Annotated in this window: 15 protein-coding genes; 6 read left to right on the top strand and 9 right to left on the bottom strand. The window is 39.9% G+C overall.

The annotated features are described in order from the left end of the window. Window positions 1-599, top strand: a 599-nt coding sequence (locus V7L20_RS04710; protein WP_334742952.1) for a tetratricopeptide repeat protein, incomplete at its 5' end; no start/stop codon positions are given. A gap of 120 nt (window positions 600-719) precedes the next feature. Here the strand turns inward: V7L20_RS04710 and V7L20_RS04715 are convergent. From V7L20_RS04715 to V7L20_RS04725, 3 genes are all read right to left on the bottom strand, one after another. Next, a complete protein-coding gene (locus V7L20_RS04715; RefSeq protein WP_334742953.1) occupies window positions 720-1,199 on the bottom strand; it encodes an Rpn family recombination-promoting nuclease/putative transposase in 480 nt (159 codons plus the stop codon). 275 nt (window positions 1,200-1,474) lie between these two features. After that, window positions 1,475-2,425, bottom strand: coding sequence for an AAA family ATPase (locus V7L20_RS04720; RefSeq protein ID WP_334742954.1), 951 nt, complete (start codon window positions 2,423-2,425; stop codon window positions 1,475-1,477). A 269-nt stretch (window positions 2,426-2,694) separates the two neighbouring features. Continuing rightward, window positions 2,695-3,789: a DUF4350 domain-containing protein gene (locus tag V7L20_RS04725; RefSeq protein WP_334742955.1), complete on the bottom strand. Its 1,095-nt coding sequence runs from the start codon at window positions 3,787-3,789 to the stop codon at window positions 2,695-2,697. Window positions 3,790-3,940: 151 nt separating this feature from the next. Here V7L20_RS04725 and V7L20_RS04730 point away from each other — a divergent pair, with 151 nt between their 5' ends. Continuing rightward, entirely contained in the window at window positions 3,941-4,117 is a 177-nt protein-coding gene (locus V7L20_RS04730; RefSeq protein ID WP_334742956.1) for a hypothetical protein, read from the top strand. A gap of 26 nt (window positions 4,118-4,143) precedes the next feature. On the opposite strand, the gene dpdE is transcribed toward V7L20_RS04730, so the two are convergent. After that, the gene (dpdE, locus tag V7L20_RS04735; RefSeq protein WP_334742957.1) at window positions 4,144-7,452 is read right to left on the bottom strand and encodes a protein DpdE; all 3,309 of its coding nucleotides are present in this window, start codon (window positions 7,450-7,452) and stop codon (window positions 4,144-4,146) included. Window positions 7,453-7,800: 348 nt separating this feature from the next. On the opposite strand from dpdE, the gene V7L20_RS04740 reads away from it, so the two are divergent. The 3 genes from V7L20_RS04740 (at window position 7,801) to arfB (ending at window position 8,763) form a co-directional block, all read left to right on the top strand. Next, on the top strand, window positions 7,801-7,965 hold the full coding sequence (locus V7L20_RS04740; RefSeq protein ID WP_334742958.1) for a hypothetical protein: 165 nt from the start codon (window positions 7,801-7,803) through the stop codon (window positions 7,963-7,965). Window positions 7,966-8,044: 79 nt separating this feature from the next. Further along, window positions 8,045-8,299, top strand: a complete 255-nt coding sequence (locus V7L20_RS04745; RefSeq protein ID WP_334742959.1) for an RNA-binding S4 domain-containing protein — start codon at window positions 8,045-8,047, stop codon at window positions 8,297-8,299. A 47-nt stretch (window positions 8,300-8,346) separates the two neighbouring features. Further along, on the top strand, window positions 8,347-8,763 hold the full coding sequence (gene arfB, locus V7L20_RS04750; RefSeq protein ID WP_334742960.1) for an alternative ribosome rescue aminoacyl-tRNA hydrolase ArfB: 417 nt from the start codon (window positions 8,347-8,349) through the stop codon (window positions 8,761-8,763). A gap of 811 nt (window positions 8,764-9,574) precedes the next feature. On the opposite strand, the gene V7L20_RS04755 is transcribed toward arfB, so the two are convergent. The 4 genes from V7L20_RS04755 to V7L20_RS04770 form a co-directional block, all read right to left on the bottom strand. After that, window positions 9,575-10,081, bottom strand: a complete 507-nt coding sequence (locus V7L20_RS04755) for a GNAT family N-acetyltransferase (RefSeq protein WP_334742961.1) — start codon at window positions 10,079-10,081, stop codon at window positions 9,575-9,577. A 32-nt stretch (window positions 10,082-10,113) separates the two neighbouring features. Beyond that, window positions 10,114-10,668 (bottom strand): pyridoxamine 5'-phosphate oxidase family protein, encoded by a 555-nt coding sequence (locus tag V7L20_RS04760; RefSeq protein WP_334742962.1) that lies wholly within the window; start codon window positions 10,666-10,668, stop codon window positions 10,114-10,116. Between the two features lie 965 nt (window positions 10,669-11,633). Continuing rightward, window positions 11,634-12,158 carry a DUF937 domain-containing protein gene (locus V7L20_RS04765; protein ID WP_334742963.1) on the bottom strand — a complete coding sequence of 175 codons (525 nt, stop codon included), beginning with the start codon at window positions 12,156-12,158 and terminating at the stop codon, window positions 11,634-11,636. Between the two features lie 640 nt (window positions 12,159-12,798). Further along, a complete protein-coding gene (locus V7L20_RS04770; protein ID WP_334742964.1) occupies window positions 12,799-13,059 on the bottom strand; it encodes a hypothetical protein in 261 nt (86 codons plus the stop codon). A gap of 205 nt (window positions 13,060-13,264) precedes the next feature. On the opposite strand from V7L20_RS04770, the gene V7L20_RS04775 reads away from it, so the two are divergent. Beyond that, the gene (locus V7L20_RS04775) at window positions 13,265-14,812 is read left to right on the top strand and encodes a YcjF family protein (RefSeq protein WP_334742965.1); all 1,548 of its coding nucleotides are present in this window, start codon (window positions 13,265-13,267) and stop codon (window positions 14,810-14,812) included. A 215-nt stretch (window positions 14,813-15,027) separates the two neighbouring features. Here the strand turns inward: V7L20_RS04775 and V7L20_RS04780 are convergent, their stop codons facing one another. Next, window positions 15,028-15,738: a PEP-CTERM sorting domain-containing protein gene (locus tag V7L20_RS04780; RefSeq protein WP_334742966.1), complete on the bottom strand. Its 711-nt coding sequence runs from the start codon at window positions 15,736-15,738 to the stop codon at window positions 15,028-15,030. Between the last annotated feature and the right edge of the window lie 559 nt (window positions 15,739-16,297).

Raw genomic sequence — 16,297 nt, forward strand, 5'->3', positions numbered from 1 at the left:
ACAACGCTGCTCTCAAGATTAATCCTAATGATGCCTCAGCCTACTACAACCGAGGATTAGCCCGCTACAAATTAGGAGACAACCAAGGGGCGATCACTGATTACAACGCTGCTCTCAAGATTAATCCTAATGATGCCTCAGCCTACTACAACCGAGGAATAGCCCGCTCCGAATTGGGAGACAACCAAGGGGCGATCGCTGATTACAATGCTGCTCTCAAGATTAATCCCAACCATGCCAATGCATACTACAACCGAGGAGCAGCCCACTCCGATTTGGGAGACAACCAAGGAGCGATCGCTGATTACAACGCTGCTCTCAAAATTAATCCTAACGATGTCGATGCCTACAACAACCGAGGATTAGTACGCTCTGATTTAGGAGACTATCAAGGGGCGATCGCTGATTACAACGTTGCTCTCAAGATTAATCCTAACTATGCCAATGCATACTACAACCAAGGAATAGCCCGCAAAAATTTAGGAGACAAGCAAGGAGGGATTGTAGACTTGCAAAAAGCAGCTGAACTATTTCGGCAACAAGGAAATACAGAGTGGTATCAACAAGCTTTGGAGTTGATTAGAAAATATCAGCAGTAGAGTAGTGGGCGATGGACAGATGGGGAGGTGGTGCGATCACAGGGTAATATTCTCTTTGATTGTGCGATCGGTTGTAACAAGAAATGTAGAGACGCGATGTTCCTCAAGTCTCTACAAAAATTATGAATAATATATATTAATTTTTACTACTCTAGCCCATTTAACCTTTAATTGATTGAGTTGAACCACCCCATAGTTAAATTCCAGAACATTTTTATCTGGAAATTTCATCCGGTAAATATTTTTTTTGGGTGTGCGAAGAGCGTCATAGGAAAAAACTACAATTGGATATACAGGTAAAGCATATTTTTCAAACAATCGCGCAAAGTAACGAAACATTCTCCGTCCAAAATCAGCTTGTGGATATGACTGATTTTCGATATGCATGAGGAAAAAAGTTTTTTGTTCTCGGAATCTTATTTGTACTACTAAATCAGCTTCGTATTGTTCGCTAGCAGTGACATCGTTAAATACTTCTTTGTCCAAGAATTTCAAGGACTCAGGTTCTAGATAAGCAATTACGTGTGAAAAAAATAATTCTAAAAATTTTATAAAAAATGTTGCAATCAGTTCTTTAAATAAACGGTCGTGGTCAATCACATTAATATCAGTTTACTTATAAGTTGATTCTAAATTATTGCTTTACTCCTTTTATTACTTCTATTATTTCGATGTAACCAAACGCGATCGCATTATCTCATGCAAGGTATGGCGGGTTGCCCTGGAACTTAAGCCCCAACGAATAAAATTTGCGGCTACACAAACAGGTAAGAGAAAATTAAGGTTTTTAAACCCGCAAAGGCGAGTTTTGCCTGTATAGACGCAGTTTCTAACCGCCGATTTAACTTTACTTATATAGCCTGACAAAGATTTTTTCACCTTGGAACTGGTACTTGATTAATTACCGACGCAATTACCGCATCTATTTGTAAACCATCCAGCATCGCTTCTGGTTTCAAAATGAGCCGATGACGTAAAAGTGGCGATGCAACTGCTTTAACATCATCTGGCGTTACAAAATCTCTTCCAGTCAACCACGCTAATGCTTGAGATGTCTGCAACCAAGCACCGGCGGCGCGAGGCGATGCACCCAAAGTTAAATCGGGAGATTGACGCGATATTCTCACTAATGCCAACAAATAATCAATGATCGCTTCTGATACTTTAACCTGTTTGACTGCTTGTCGTGCTTGCAAAATGTCGGCTACTGTTGCGATTGGTTTCAAACGGCTAATATCCAAACGCCGTGCTGCAAAACCCGCCTGACGATTGAGCAACATTTGCTTTTCAGCAGCTTGATCGGGGTAATCTACCACCAGCTTAAATAAAAATCTGTCCAACTGCGCTTCTGGTAAGGGATAAGTCCCCTCAAATTCCAGGGGATTTTGGGTTGCAATCACCCAAAATAAATCTGGTAAGGGCAAACTTTCACCATCCAGCGTTACCTGCATCTCTTCCATCGCTTCTAGTAGCGCCGCTTGTGTCTTGGGAGGAGTACGGTTGATTTCGTCTGCTAGCAGCACTTCGGTAAATATTGGCCCTTTTTTTAAAGTGAAATTACGGCTATTCAAGTCAAAAATATTTGTACCAGTAATGTCTGAAGGTAAAACATCCGGTGTTAGTTGAATCCGGTGAAAATCCCCTTGGATTAACTGCACCAACACTTTTACTAGGAGGGTTTTACCAGTTCCCGGTACTCCTTCTAAAATTACATGCCCACCCGCTAGTAGTGCTACTAAAAGTTGTTGTATTAGGCTCGATTGTCCGACAATTACTTGATTAAGACCTTGACCAAGGCGAATTAAGATAGGATGTGTTTCGCTCATATTTTTTTATTGATAAATTACTAACATAGAAATATTATGGATAATTTCAAAGAGATTTCCAAGAAATAAACGAACCACAGAGAGGAGGCAGTGCGATAGGCGGGCAATGCCCGACTTGTTCACGCAGCGTCTCCCAAGGGGAGAAGCAACTGCCGTGCAGAGAAAACACAGAAAGGATTTTTACATCAGTTTTGGATATTTTTTATTTGGAAACCCAACAAAATTAATTACGAATTACGTTAGCATAGCGGGGCAAAGCCCATTACGAATTACGAATTACGAATTAATCTAATGGTTCGCCATTTCTCCAACCAACTTAACAGTTCTCGTTCACTGATGGGTTGTTTGCGATATTGTAGCTTTAAAACTGCATCTACTTCTGCTGCACTTGCACCTGTTTTTTCTATCCAGAAATTGACCAAAGTTTCACGTTCTAAAAGTACTTGTCCTAATCCCAAGGCTTTTTGGAGTTGTAGTTGTTCTTGTTTACCTACCATTTGTACAACAAAATCGGTGGTATCTGCTTTCTGCAAGACTCCCCCTAAAGCTTGGATGTATGCCTCGCTGTTATCTACAACTGGTGTATCTAAAGCTACTGGCTTGCCAAAGCGGCGATTCTGCGCCCAAATTAGCACTAATAGCAGGATACCTACTTGCAGCAATATTGGAAATACAGGAGTTTTAGCAAAAAAACTAGATAAATCTGCTTCGCTTTCTTTCTTCCTGACATCAGCATCTTTATAACCGTGGATGTATTCATCGACAAATATTGTGTTACTTTTTTCAGTAACCAGATTGGCTAAATATTTGAAATTACTTAGATAATCTTGGTAGGCGTTAGCGGCTAAATAAGGAGTGGTAGAAAAAATTACCTTTCCGTTTTTGTAATTTTCTTCCCAGACAACAGCACCAAAGCGATCGCCTAAATCAACTTGCTTAAAGTTAGCTTTTTTGTATCGTCTACGTGTATCAATTTTAATATCACCTAGGGGAGATTTTTGCATAGTGCTAAACTGTGCTTCTGTAACTCGCGCCCGCGCACCCAAAATTACTAAAGTATTTCCTTTTTCTACCCATTCACGCTCTTGACTATCTAACGTTGTCTGCCTTGGATATCCGCTTACCTGTAGAAAGGTAATAGGGTTGTTATCTGGCTGAATGTCACTAAAAGGCTTTTGCCAGCGTTTAATAGAAATTCCCTGCTGTTGCATAAAAGCATACCAAGCACCGTAACCATCAGGGGTAGGGTTATAAGTAGAGCCAGTGTTAATTTTAGTATTATTAGGAGCCGCAATCAAACTAAGTAAAACGATAGCAGCGAGTGCGATCGCTCCTATCCAAGCGAGGCGATTTGAACGTTTCATTTTTGACTTTCAATATAATCACTGCCATTGAATATCACAAGTGTTAATACTTACTTATTTTTAAGGTAAAGTCAAAAATATAATTAATTTTTTTAATCCCTGCATTAGAAAACCTGTAATAATAAAACCATGTTACCGGATACTGGTTCTTATGGATTCACTGGCGATCGCAATTACAACCGCACTTCAAGATCAAAGTATACGCGATCGCGCTACTGCACTTGGAGAAAAAATCCGCTCAGAAAATGGTGTTGCAACAGCACTACAAATTATTGAATTGGAAGCCCTAAAAAACCCACCCTTGAGCAGGGCGGGGTTAGTACAGTGACTAAGGCTATTTAACCGCGCATAATATCACTCAAATTGCACAAGTGATCGCGCCGATACAATAATAAAACCGACAGAATCAAGCCTAATCTGGGGCTGGCGAATTCCCTCTATAATAGCTGCATTTAAAGCAGTTTCTATCTCCAATTCTCCAGCTAATGCATTATCCCAACTTTGCTGATTCAAACGCAACTGTAATTGTTCTACTCTATTGGCTAATTTCTTTTCGGCAACCTTAGCACAATTTTGGCATAAGTCAATAAAATCGGGACGATTAGAGAGTAATTCCGAAGAAGTGTTACGCACTTGATAACAGAAATTTTGCCATTTACTAGGGTGAACAAAATCGTCAATAATTCCTAATCGCTCTTTTGCTAAATTGTAATCTCGTCCTTGATTACTGTTTTTATCTTTATATGGACGTTGCAAGATATTTAAGAGAGCTTTATCTTCAACAAAGCATATTGACTCCTGGCGACCATCAACGTAGATAGTTTCTATAATTGGTGGAAATAGAGCATCGACACGTCGCTGCAAGTTTTTGAATTGAGAATTATCTAGTTTGTTATCTAGTAAAACTTGTTTGGCGATTTTTAAATTTGCCTCGACTACATAATTGCATTGGAAACCGAACCACTCCTTTCCTTCTTTCGCATCCCAAGATGCATCAGTGCGCCACATCGCAAAGGCTTCACCTCGGTCATCCCAGTTTATATAGTTCCAGAGTGCTTCAATAAATCCTTCGCCAACCCGAAAGAGTTTAATACCAGAATTCTGGTTTGCTACTCTGCGATTAAAAGTACCAAATTGGTCTAGAGAACTCTCAGCAAAACGGTTTTTTAAGTCATTTATGGGAACCAATGTCCGTGTTGTCGGTTGATAACGCCGCATCTCTGATGAATCTGGATTATTTAGTCCTCTAAATCCCAGCGCATCACAAATCCAGCCTTCAATTGCTCTCCTAATTTCTAAATGACAAGCATCGTAATTATCTAGTTCTTGAAAATACTCGATGGCAATTTCATCATTAGCATCAATTTCATCTAGAGTATTTTGTTCGCTAATTTTTGCTATTTCAGCTTCAATTTGCTCTTGAATTGGTGGAATCATCTCTAACAATCCAGCAGCACTTGATTGAAACAAAACTGTTTCTAATTCTGCAAGTTTATCATCCACATAAAACTGGAGACTGGCAATTGATTGTTGGAATATACCAAATCCATCTTTCAATACTTTATACCAAGCATTGTGAGGGCTATCTGACAAATAAGGGCCAATTAAGGCACTAGATTGGATGCCAATTTTGCTGCCAATGCGGTCAAGTCTGCCAATTCTCTGTTCTAATTGATTAGGCGACCAAGGAAGGTCAAAATGAATTAACCAATCGGCAAACTGGAGATTACACCCTTCTTCTCCAGAGCGATCGCATACTAGAATAAAGCAGTTTGGGTTATGCTTGAACCTATTTAAGCCTTCTTCAACCTTGTCTGGTGTTTCTCCAAACTGATGTTTGGCTACTGTTTCTGCACCAAAGGTATTAGATAAATACCGGACGATTTCGCCACAAGTTTGCACAAAACTGGTAAATACAATAAATTTGGGTAGAATATCATCAGAAATTGGTCTCTTGATTCTCTGCTGTATTCTCGTGTTGAATTCGCTTTGATTCTTCCGAACGTTGGCGGGAATTTTGAAGTATGTACCTAGCTGATTCAGCAGCACTGTTTTCAAATTTTCCGTCCGTCCTCCGTCCTCTTGGGGTTGACGAATAATTTTTAGGAAGGATTGCAGAATCTCTTCTTCCCCTAAGAATTTGGGGGTTATAGTTAATAGGCGAATGTCGGCTTCTTTAAACTCCTGGATGAGTTTAGCATGAGGTTTACCAGTTAAACGGGCGGTAATTACCTGCTCTAAAATGCCTAACCAAGTACCAGCAGCTAAGAATAACAACAGAAAAATTCGCTGATATTGCTTTTCACCAGGAGCAACACTACGCCATTGATTGAGCAGTTCGTGGATATCAAGCGATCGCTCGTCTAAATCATACTCTTCTTTTGGGGTAAAGTTACGGTCAAAGATCACATCTTCCACCGCAGCGCGACGGTTGCGAAGCATTCGCCGATGTAGTCGATAGGTATCGCTGACATGGACGCGAATCGCTTGGATGATTTGCTCTTGCTTGGTAGAATTTGCTGGTAAATTTTCTAAATCATCCGCCAGCTTCAGTAAATACTTATCTTCAGCAAAGAGGTTTCGTAGTTGCTGCAAGTTACTTTTGAGGACAACAGGTTCCGCATCTTCTTTAAAAGAAAGCAGAACTTTACCAACTTGCTGACGGCTTTCAATTTTGGCGCGAAAACCTGCTAAATCACCAAGTTTATAGGTTGTTGGGTCAAGCAAATGCAGCATTGCTAGAAAATCTTGCTCATGATTGAGAACAGGAGTGGCGGATAATAAAAGTAAGCGATCGCTTTTATGAGCAAGTTCTTTGCAAGTCTGAAAACGCTGGCGCACTGTTGCATCCTTAGAGGTCGCCATTGCCGCAATATGATGGGCTTCATCTAAAATTAAGCAACCTATCCTTGCTTTCAGGTTGATTTTATGGATATCTTCAACCGCCAGCACCGCTACCCGTTTGGGAAAGTGGGAAATGTAAAACTTGTTTTCTAACTCAGTCCGCCATTGTTTGAGCAAATATTGCGGAACTATCACCACCGCACCTTTTTTCGGTTCATCTAGGAGGAATTGACGCAGAATCGCGCCTGCTTCGATGGTTTTTCCCAGTCCCACCTCGTCTGCTAGCAAGTACCGTTGAATAGGGTCTTCCAGTACCCGCCGAACAACTTCAACTTGGTGAGGATAAAGATTAATATTTGCTGAAATCAGTCCTGTCATCCCCCGACTGACAGCACGCTGCTTAATCAAGGATTTCACAAAAGCCAATCTTTTGTCGTGGAAGTAGGGCGTTTCGTGACCCTTCATCGCTAGAGTTTCGATGGGGTCTGTGTTTGGGAGATTACAACGAACGTAAATGTCTTCTTCAGATGCGATCGCAGTTTTCTTATCTGGTAAATCAATTTGATACATTTCTGTATCTTCATCCCAGATGAAAACTCTGCCAACTATCCATTTATCCTGGCTTTGGAACTTAATATAGCATCGAGCTTGAGGTTCAAGCCTGACTTGAGAGAGCGAATTTAAAGGTAAAGTTTTTTGCAGACGTTGCCCTATGGAGCAGAAATACTCAACGTTCGCATTGATATCAGATATTTCGGTAACTTTTCCTATACCCAAAGAGTTATTTTGGGACTGTACCAATAAACCAACCTTAATCATAGATCCAGTCCCCTGAACATACTAAATAACTTTCCAGACTAGTTTGTTTACCTATATCTGGCAGTTTTGTCGATCAACATTATAGATAATAAACTGCCATCACAGCTTTTATAATGGCGATCACCATCACCATAGCCTAATACTTTTCGGTTAAAGGAGAAAAGGAAAGGGTTTAAATTTACCTTTCCCCTTATTTTTAAGCTTTTTCCAGACAAAAAGGAAGATTGTTAGGCTTATTTGAAAAGTATTGCACAACAGCCAATTAGTAAAATTAGACCAAACGCTCATTTTCGTTCTAAAAGTTTACCTAAGCAGTAGCATTATTAAATACAAGGCAGTGCATTGGCATTGTCAGGCGACACATTGGCATTGTCAGACGATGCATTGGCATTGTCAGGCGACACATTGGCATTGTTAGGCGACACATTGGCATTGTTATGCGATGCATTGGCATTGCATTGCCGGGTATTGCCAAATTTAATTCGCTACGAATTGATGAAATACTATACTTAGCTGATTATGTGGTGCAATAGATTCACGTTTTCCCTTAATGACGCCACGATACAATTAAGATAATGTAGTTTTATTGACTATGAAGAAAATCAGAGACAACACAATTAAGTTAAATCAATATTTAAAGTTGATGGGTATAGTGCCAAGTGGAGGACAAGCCAAGCTGATGATTCAAGGTGGCGATGTTCAAGTCAACGGTATGCTAGAAACCCGACGAGGGCGGCGACTAGTGCCAGGTGATAAAGTGACAATAGAAGGAAAGACTTTAGAGGTGAATTTGGACAACAATGAAGACCAAGACGTACTAATGGATTTTACTGAACAAAACGAATAAAGGATTTTTATCCTAAATTTACAAGTTCCTCTTTTGCCTTATAAGTAATGCTGCAAATTTCTAATAAAGTTATTATCCCACAGAGTGAGATTGAAATTAGTGCAATTCGTTCCCAAGGAGCAGGAGGCCAGAATGTAAATAAGGTTTCCACTGCGATTCACTTGCGCTTCGATATTGCGGCTTCATCTTTACCTGATTATTATAAAGAACAGCTTTTAAAGCTAAATGATCGCCGCATCACCCAGGATGGAGTTGTTGTCATCAAAGCGCAGGAACACAGAAGCCAAGAGAACAATCGAGAGGCAGCTTTAAAACGACTTCAAGAACTCATTCAAAGCGCAGTTGTAGTAACGATAAAACGCAAACCCACCAAACCAACTTGCAGTTCTCAAAGAAAGCGCCTTGACTACAAAACTAAGCGGGGACAGGTTAAATCTAACAGAGGGCAGGTGACAGATTATTGATTAAAAATTAAAATTTTGAGTTCAATTTGGTTGCAAAATCTTACTAGAGAATTAAGACTAATTCCTTCTATTGGCTCTGGTCAAGATCATGACTTAGCTGGTTAGCTTGAGAATAGCAACTATTAAAGGTGAAAAAGATGAATAAGACATTACTAACGATTTTGATGCTTGCGCTCTTACTCTTATTCATTATCTCTCCCTTTGCTGCCCTTGCTAGTTTAATGCTGATAGTGTTAGTTTCAGCGTTTTTATCTTTACTAGGAAACTTGTTCCAAGCAATAATTGGTGGGGACACCGATCCTAAAAGGTCTTAACAATTCATAATTCAATTTTGAATTGTTAACTCTTAGGCAGTGCGTAAAGCTTAACGTCATAACAGTAAGAATTCAGCACCAGGATTCAGAAGTCAGAATTTATCGAACAGAATTCAGGAGTCAGGAGTCAGAATTCAGTTAGATATTTTGATCGACAAAGCGGAAAGCGTAACGTAAAGCCAATTCTTGGAGACGCTTTGCGTAACTTGCTTCCACGAAGTGGTACGGCATAGCTTCTCTACCAGATGCACTTGCGTTCGCTTAGAGCGAGTCTGCGAGCGTCTGAATAACCGACGTTTTTGCACCCCCACAAAATCTCCGATTTGGTGGTCAACAAGGCAGTTGCGGGTCCCAATCCCCGACTGTAAGCGTTACGGTAGCTAGTCATCGAGCGTCTTGATTCTGACTAAAGCAACGCAAACGTCTTTGGCTTTGCTCCTGAATTCTGACTCCTGAATTCTTACCCATAACGCCCCTACAAACGACGAACTTTGAACTTAAAAATCAATTTTCATTTTTAAAGAGACGCCACCAACTCGGTTGGTTGTTTCACTGTTAGCAATAACTTCCCAGCCAAATCGTTTATATAAACCCACAGCTGGATTTGTTGCTCTGGTACTAAGTGATATTGATGGATAAGATGTTTTAGCATTTGTTAACAAATGTGTGAGTAACTGCGTTCCTATACCTTTATTTCTATATTGAGAAAGAATTGCTATTGCTAATTCAGGAGTTTGATCGTCAACATAGTCATATCCTTTATTTTCACCTATCAATAGACGCAGCCATGCGGCTCCTACTGGTTGATTACTACTTTCCAGAATAGCGACAAAGCCGCTATCATCTTTACCTCCCCAATCTTTAACATATTTTGCCAAATCAGGATTATTAATTGCATCCTGCACTGTCAAATTACCTTCTTCTATGAGATGGGCTGCTTCGTACAGCATTTGCCAAAGAAAAGCCTCGTCTTCTTGTGTAAGTGGACGAATAAAATAATCCATAACTCATGCTACAAAGCCCATTTTTGTAAAATTTAAGATAATTTACTTAGTGGTGTGGGTAAACCGTCAATGCTAACAAGATTTTCCTGTTGTTGATATTCTCGAACTCCCTCTTCGCCTTTTTTACTAGCCCAGTTTACTAAAGTCTGGCGCTGACCTTGATATTTATAAAGCGGTACGCCAAAACCACAGGAAGTCTGTATTTTTTCAATGTCGGCGACGATAATTTGACGAGTTCCAGGCATCGGCACAAACAAAGAGTACAGGGAGTCCCAATCTGGAGAACTCGGTAAAATCGTCTTTCCTTGACCGTAAAGACGCAATATACACGCGGGTTCCTCAAAGGCGCAAAACATGAAGGTTATTCGCCCATTCTCTTGCAAGTGAGCTGATGTTTCGTTACCACTACCTGTAAGGTCTACGTAACCTACTTGGTTGGGAGAGAGGATGCGAAAACAGCTTAAACCTTTAGGAGAGAGGTTAACATGACCCGTAGGACTCAAGGGTGCAGAGCCAACAAAGAAAAGGTGTTGAGCTGCAATAAAGTCTTGCAGTTGCTCGGTAATACAGTCAAAAAGTTTAGACATAGACTGTCTGATTTATATTTGCAAATTTTCCATCTTCTATGAAGATATTTTAAAAGTCAAAGCCAGTAAAATCATGCAAGTCGTCTGACCATAATCCGAATCATACCAAGGTAAATGAAAGTCTCGAAAATTTGGTCATATTCTTTACTATTTTACTCAACTGCCAACTTTTTAAACATCCTCTAAACTCCAGCATAGAGACTGAGCACCATAATTAGTAGTTTTTAATATAGGACTCATATTTGATTGCGTGAAAAAACTCAGTACACCTTTATTCCTTCTTCCCACTCCCCAGTCTCTAAGAGTAATTCAGGAATCAAATCGGATTGCAATACCATAAAGTCAATGCGAATTATCAATTCTATCGTTTTTGAAAACGACCAAAAATTTTCCGGTTTTTTCATCGTATCGCAAAACTGAGTTGTTATTTATGCTACCCACTAGAAGAGCAGCGTTAGCTTGTGGAGCTACCCACCATAACAATGCAAAGCTTAGTAATGATATACTTAATTTGGAAATATTGAAGAGCTTTATGTTGGTAGCATCACAGAAATTATCGTTCATATTAACATTTTTTAAACATAAGATTAGCCCTTTCAAGATGTTGTGTGATGAACTGATTTGCTACTAGGTTATTGAGTTAAAATTATTGATGGTAATACGTTCCCCGAAGGGGTTGTCGTTCTGGTCGCGTGTCGAAGACAAGACATCGCAGTAAGCGAACATCGTTTAGAAGTGTTGCGTGAAATTAGTAGCGCTCTATACACACTGTACAAATCAACCATAAAAGGCTAGACAAACAATCACTTCTAAAGGTTATGTCCTGAGAACTTTTTTACTTAAATGCCAACTTTTCAAACATCTTCTTAGCCTATGTTTTAGCTAAGAATTTAGCAAGGCTTAATTGTCGATGCCTGACGACAACCGGGGAGTGGGGAATTAGGAGTGGGAAGTAGGGAAAAGTATTACTGTCTTATATACCTACTAGCCATTTGGATGGCATCAGCGATATCGACATCGCCATCGCCATCAGCATCCAAGAAAGAATTCAGTACAGGATTCCCGCCAGCTTGGGGATTTTGAGCATTAGCACCTGAGCGCAAAAAATTCAGTACCAAAGGTACTGCTAAAGGTAGCAATTGTTGAATTATACCAGCATCCAATCCTGTGCGCCCGGCAGCAACTTGAGCTACTTCTTGTTGTATTTGAGGAGAAAACAGCGAATTGACGGCTTGAGGGTTAGGTGAAGTGCCAGCATATTGATTAACTAGAGTTTGTGCGGCTTCATTACCATCTGTGGCTTGCTTTTGTTGTAAAGCAGAACGCACTTGACTACCGACAATTGACAAAACTGATTGGATGGTAGAAGGGTCTGTGCCAGTACGATCGCTCAACTGTTGTACAGTGTTAACAATACTTCCCAATTGACCTAAGCTGCCCTGTTGATTGGGATTAGCTACAGCACCAAGAATTTGATCGAAAAGTCCCATAAGTTTGTTTCTCTCTTTGTTCTCAAAAATCTTACCAAAACTGGCGTTAGCCCACTAAAAAATTAGAACACGCGAGCTTTATAAAGAACGAATGAAATTTAAAAAGCTACTAGCTTAAGGATAGTACAGCAGAATTCAGAATTCAGAGTACAGGAGTAAAACACACTTTATACCTGGGTAACAGACTTAACTTGCGTACCTCACCAACTTTAAATCTGCTGTAAATCGATTAGACGATACCTGCTTTAGGCAAGGGCAACACAAACTCTGTACCTCGATTTAACTCAGATTGGCAAGTAATTTTACCCTGATGTTTTTCTACCACAATCTGATGTGCGACACTGACAGCAGTATACTACCAATAATAATCTAAGCTTGGATTAACGCAGCCTTTTCTTGGGATACATCAGCTTGCTCTTGGTGTTTTAGAACTGTTTTGGCAAAGTCGGTTAACTCATGGGCAAACTATTAACGATTCAAAATTCAAAACTTGTACTGAGCGTCTTGCCCTGAGCGGCGTCGTTCGCGCAGCGTCCCGTAGGGAAGGGAGCCGAAGTATTCAAAATTCAAAATTAAAGACATTTTCAATTGGGGATTTAAACCCCGACTGAAAATTTGCTACGTATAGATGTAGGGGTCTTCAACCCTCGGATTTACGTAAAACTTTAAAATGCTGACTTTGACTGAAGTTCGAGCCTGCAATATCATGCAATGCCAATGCATCGCCTGACAATACCAATGTATCGCCTGACAATAGCAATACATCGACTGACAATAGCAATACATCGACTGACAATAGCAATACATCGACTGACAATGCCAATGCGCCCCCTTGCATTAAAAATGCTACAATTTTAAGCAAAGCTGTACTTAACTTATAAAGTGATTTCCCGTAAGGCATTTCAGTTCCTTGCTAGTAGCTTAAGTTGACACCAATGTGCATTGCTGTGTCTTTGCAAGATTATAGTTAAATCTCAGAATATCAAGTTTCACTGTCAAAGGTTGAAATTTCACAAAAGCTGCTTCTTACTACTCTGGTAAAAAATACTGAAACTATTAAGATTAGAAGCATCTGCTTACTGAATACCCACTAATTTTTCCCAGCCATGCCTCTGTCACGCATAGTAACGCTGATTGTTGGTCTGATCGTCATTTTGGGGCTAGCCCTATGGCTAATTGATTCCCTATCGCGCCTCTATTGGCAATTGTCCTATTCGCCGTTGCTAGGCAATTTGCTGCTGCTGCTGCTAATTGTCCTCATTGGAGCATTGGTTGCTGCTTTTGTCTATTATGTATTGGTGATTCAAGCTGGAGAAAAGCGATCGCGCCGCAACCCAAAGCGAGTAACTGCGGCGCAAATTCCTGCTGCTAAATCTGATGCTGCTTCTACAACTCTTCAAGCTGTGCGCCAACAGGTAGCGCAAATTCAAGATGAAGTCACACGCCAAGCTTTATTAAGTAAATCACGAGAGATTGAAGCGAACTTAGCACGGGGTGAAATTCAAGTAGTGGTATTTGGTACGGGGAGTGCTGGCAAAACTTCTCTAGTTAATGCGATTATGGGACGCATGGTCGGTCAAGTAGATGCACCAATGGGTACAACCCAAGTTGGAGAAACCTATTGTTTGCGGTTAAAGGGATTAGAGCGCAAAATTTTAATTACAGATACGCCAGGGATTTTAGAAGCGGGGGTGGCGGGAACGGAACGGGAACAAATGGCGCGAGAACTGGCGACAGAAGCCGATTTACTCTTATTTGTGGTAGATAATGATTTACGGCGCTCAGAATATGAACCACTGCGGGGATTAGCAGAAATTGGCAAGCGATCGCTCCTAGTTCTCAACAAAACTGATTTATATACAGATGAAGATAAAGAATCCATCCTTGCAAGGTTGCGTCAACGGGTACGGGGATTTATTACTACTAATGATGTGGTAGCGATCGCTGCTAATCCCCAATCTGCACAACTCGAAACTGGTGAAACCTTCCAGCCGGAACCCGATATTGTTCCCTTACTGCGGCGCATGGCTGCTGTTTTACGCGCCGAAGGTGAAGATTTGGTAGCAGATAATATTCTTTTACAATCTCTGCGGTTGGGAGACGAAGCGCGAAAACTCATCGATGGCCAGCGTCGCCGTCAAGCTGATAAAATTGTAGAACGGTTTCAATGGATTGGTGCTGGCGTGGTATCAGTTACGCCTATACCAGTGGTAGATTTGTTAGCAACAGCAGCTGTTAATGCTCAAATGGTTGTGGAAATTGGCAGAGTTTACGGCTGTGAATTGAATATGGAACGAGGACGGGAGTTAGCTCTTTCTTTAGCGAAAACACTCGCCAGTTTAGGCATTGTTAAGGGAGCGATTGAATTATTATCTACAGCTTTGCAACTCAATGTTGCTACCTTTATTATTGGTAGAGCAATTCAAGGCGTGACAGCAGCTTATTTAACGCGAATTGCTGGTAAAAGTTTTGTTGAATATTTTCGTCATGATCAAGATTGGGGTGATGGTGGAATGACAGAAGTTGTCCAGCGACAGTTTCAAATTAATCGCAGAGATGAATTTATTAAGGCTTTTATTCAAGAAGCGATCGCGCGGGTAGTGAAGCCGTTGACAGATAAAAGTGAGGCGATGGAGGAAGATACCAGAGAATAACCTCGCTAACTTTCAACATTTTAGGAAGGTGGATTAAATAAAATGCAAAACTTCATCCTATATTTAGCTTCATTCTCTTTTATAAGGCAATACAGTTCAGTTAAGGTTTTTTCTGGCGTTGCTGAATTCAGATATGAAAATCATTTTGTGTGATTTAAAAATCTTGGTGTAGAGACGTTGCATTGCAACGTCTCTACACCAAGATTCATTGTTATTTAATTCTTGTTATTTAAAGAAGCTTTTCGTTTACGCTTTAACCACCAGCCTCCAATACCAACAACCACTATCCCACCAAGGGCGCTAGGTTCTGGAACATGGGTTGAATCGGTATCGACTACAACAAGTTTAGCAAATCCTTGATCGCCACTCTCAGAAAAAAGATATTCCTCACTAAGATCCCCTACAAGCGCACCTCCAATTGAGAAAAAATTCCCGCTTCTAGCGTTAATATCTGCAATGGCGTTGGAGTTAAGAGCAAAACTCAGGATTTCGTTTGGATCGCCAGAAGTAGTAACGTTAAAAGTTCCATAGTTTTTACCACTGCCCAAATCATTATAAATAGTATTATTGGGGCTATTATTTTTCTGACTCAATACATCAGCAGGTGTTGAAACATCAAAAAAACCTAGAGTCTCTGTTGGATTTCCTGAACCCACAAATCGTTGAATTTGCAAGGTTGCTGAAGTGACTCCTACTAAATCGCCAAGATCGAATTTAAAAAAGTCACGTAAATCTGTTCCGCGTATATTTCCAGTTACGTAGTTGGTATTATCATTAGAATTAGAGCTATTCAACCCATCTTCAGCAGCCCACCAACCTTGATCTGATGCAGTCTGAGTAAAAGTTGCTGCTTGGGCTGTATTAAGCGTTCCTAATCCGAACCCAACAATAGCAGACGCAATTGCTAATTTATAAAAGCTTTTCATTGGATATCTCTTTAAGTCAGAACCTGTTTAGCTGAAACTCACAAATTTATTCTTTATACAATTACTGCTTGGTAAAAAATGTCGTTGCTATAGTACTTTATCAAGTTTGATTTGATAAGTTGGTAGTTGATGTTTTAGCACTAAAGTGCTAAGTACTAACAAACTATACTCCTCAATTTTTCGTTTACAGACTAGTAATAAAAAATTAAGTACTGGTATAGCATTATATGACATTATTAGCTTTGTATTAGATATAACAGTTGTTACGGCCATATAATAGTTAAAAAAGTTGTGATTTTGCAATGATAAATACATAAAATTTATACAAGCTTTACATAATCTTTATGATTTAGTGGTAAATTATAAATTACCACCAGATAAAAATAATAGTTTCGGCTATCTTTTACGTCAGTTTTATTCTTAAATAGATTAGAATTATTGTTGCTAATTTTTTAAATTCTTAAGTAAAACTACTGAAATAAATTTATTTTACATATCGGTAATTAAGGTTCTAAATATGTATTTTTCAAACATTCCGGAAACAGTAAGAAATGTCAGG

Origin of the sequence: Nostoc sp. (genome assembly GCF_036916735.1) — a bacterium.
GTDB lineage: Bacteria > Cyanobacteriota > Cyanobacteriia > Cyanobacteriales > Nostocaceae > Nostoc.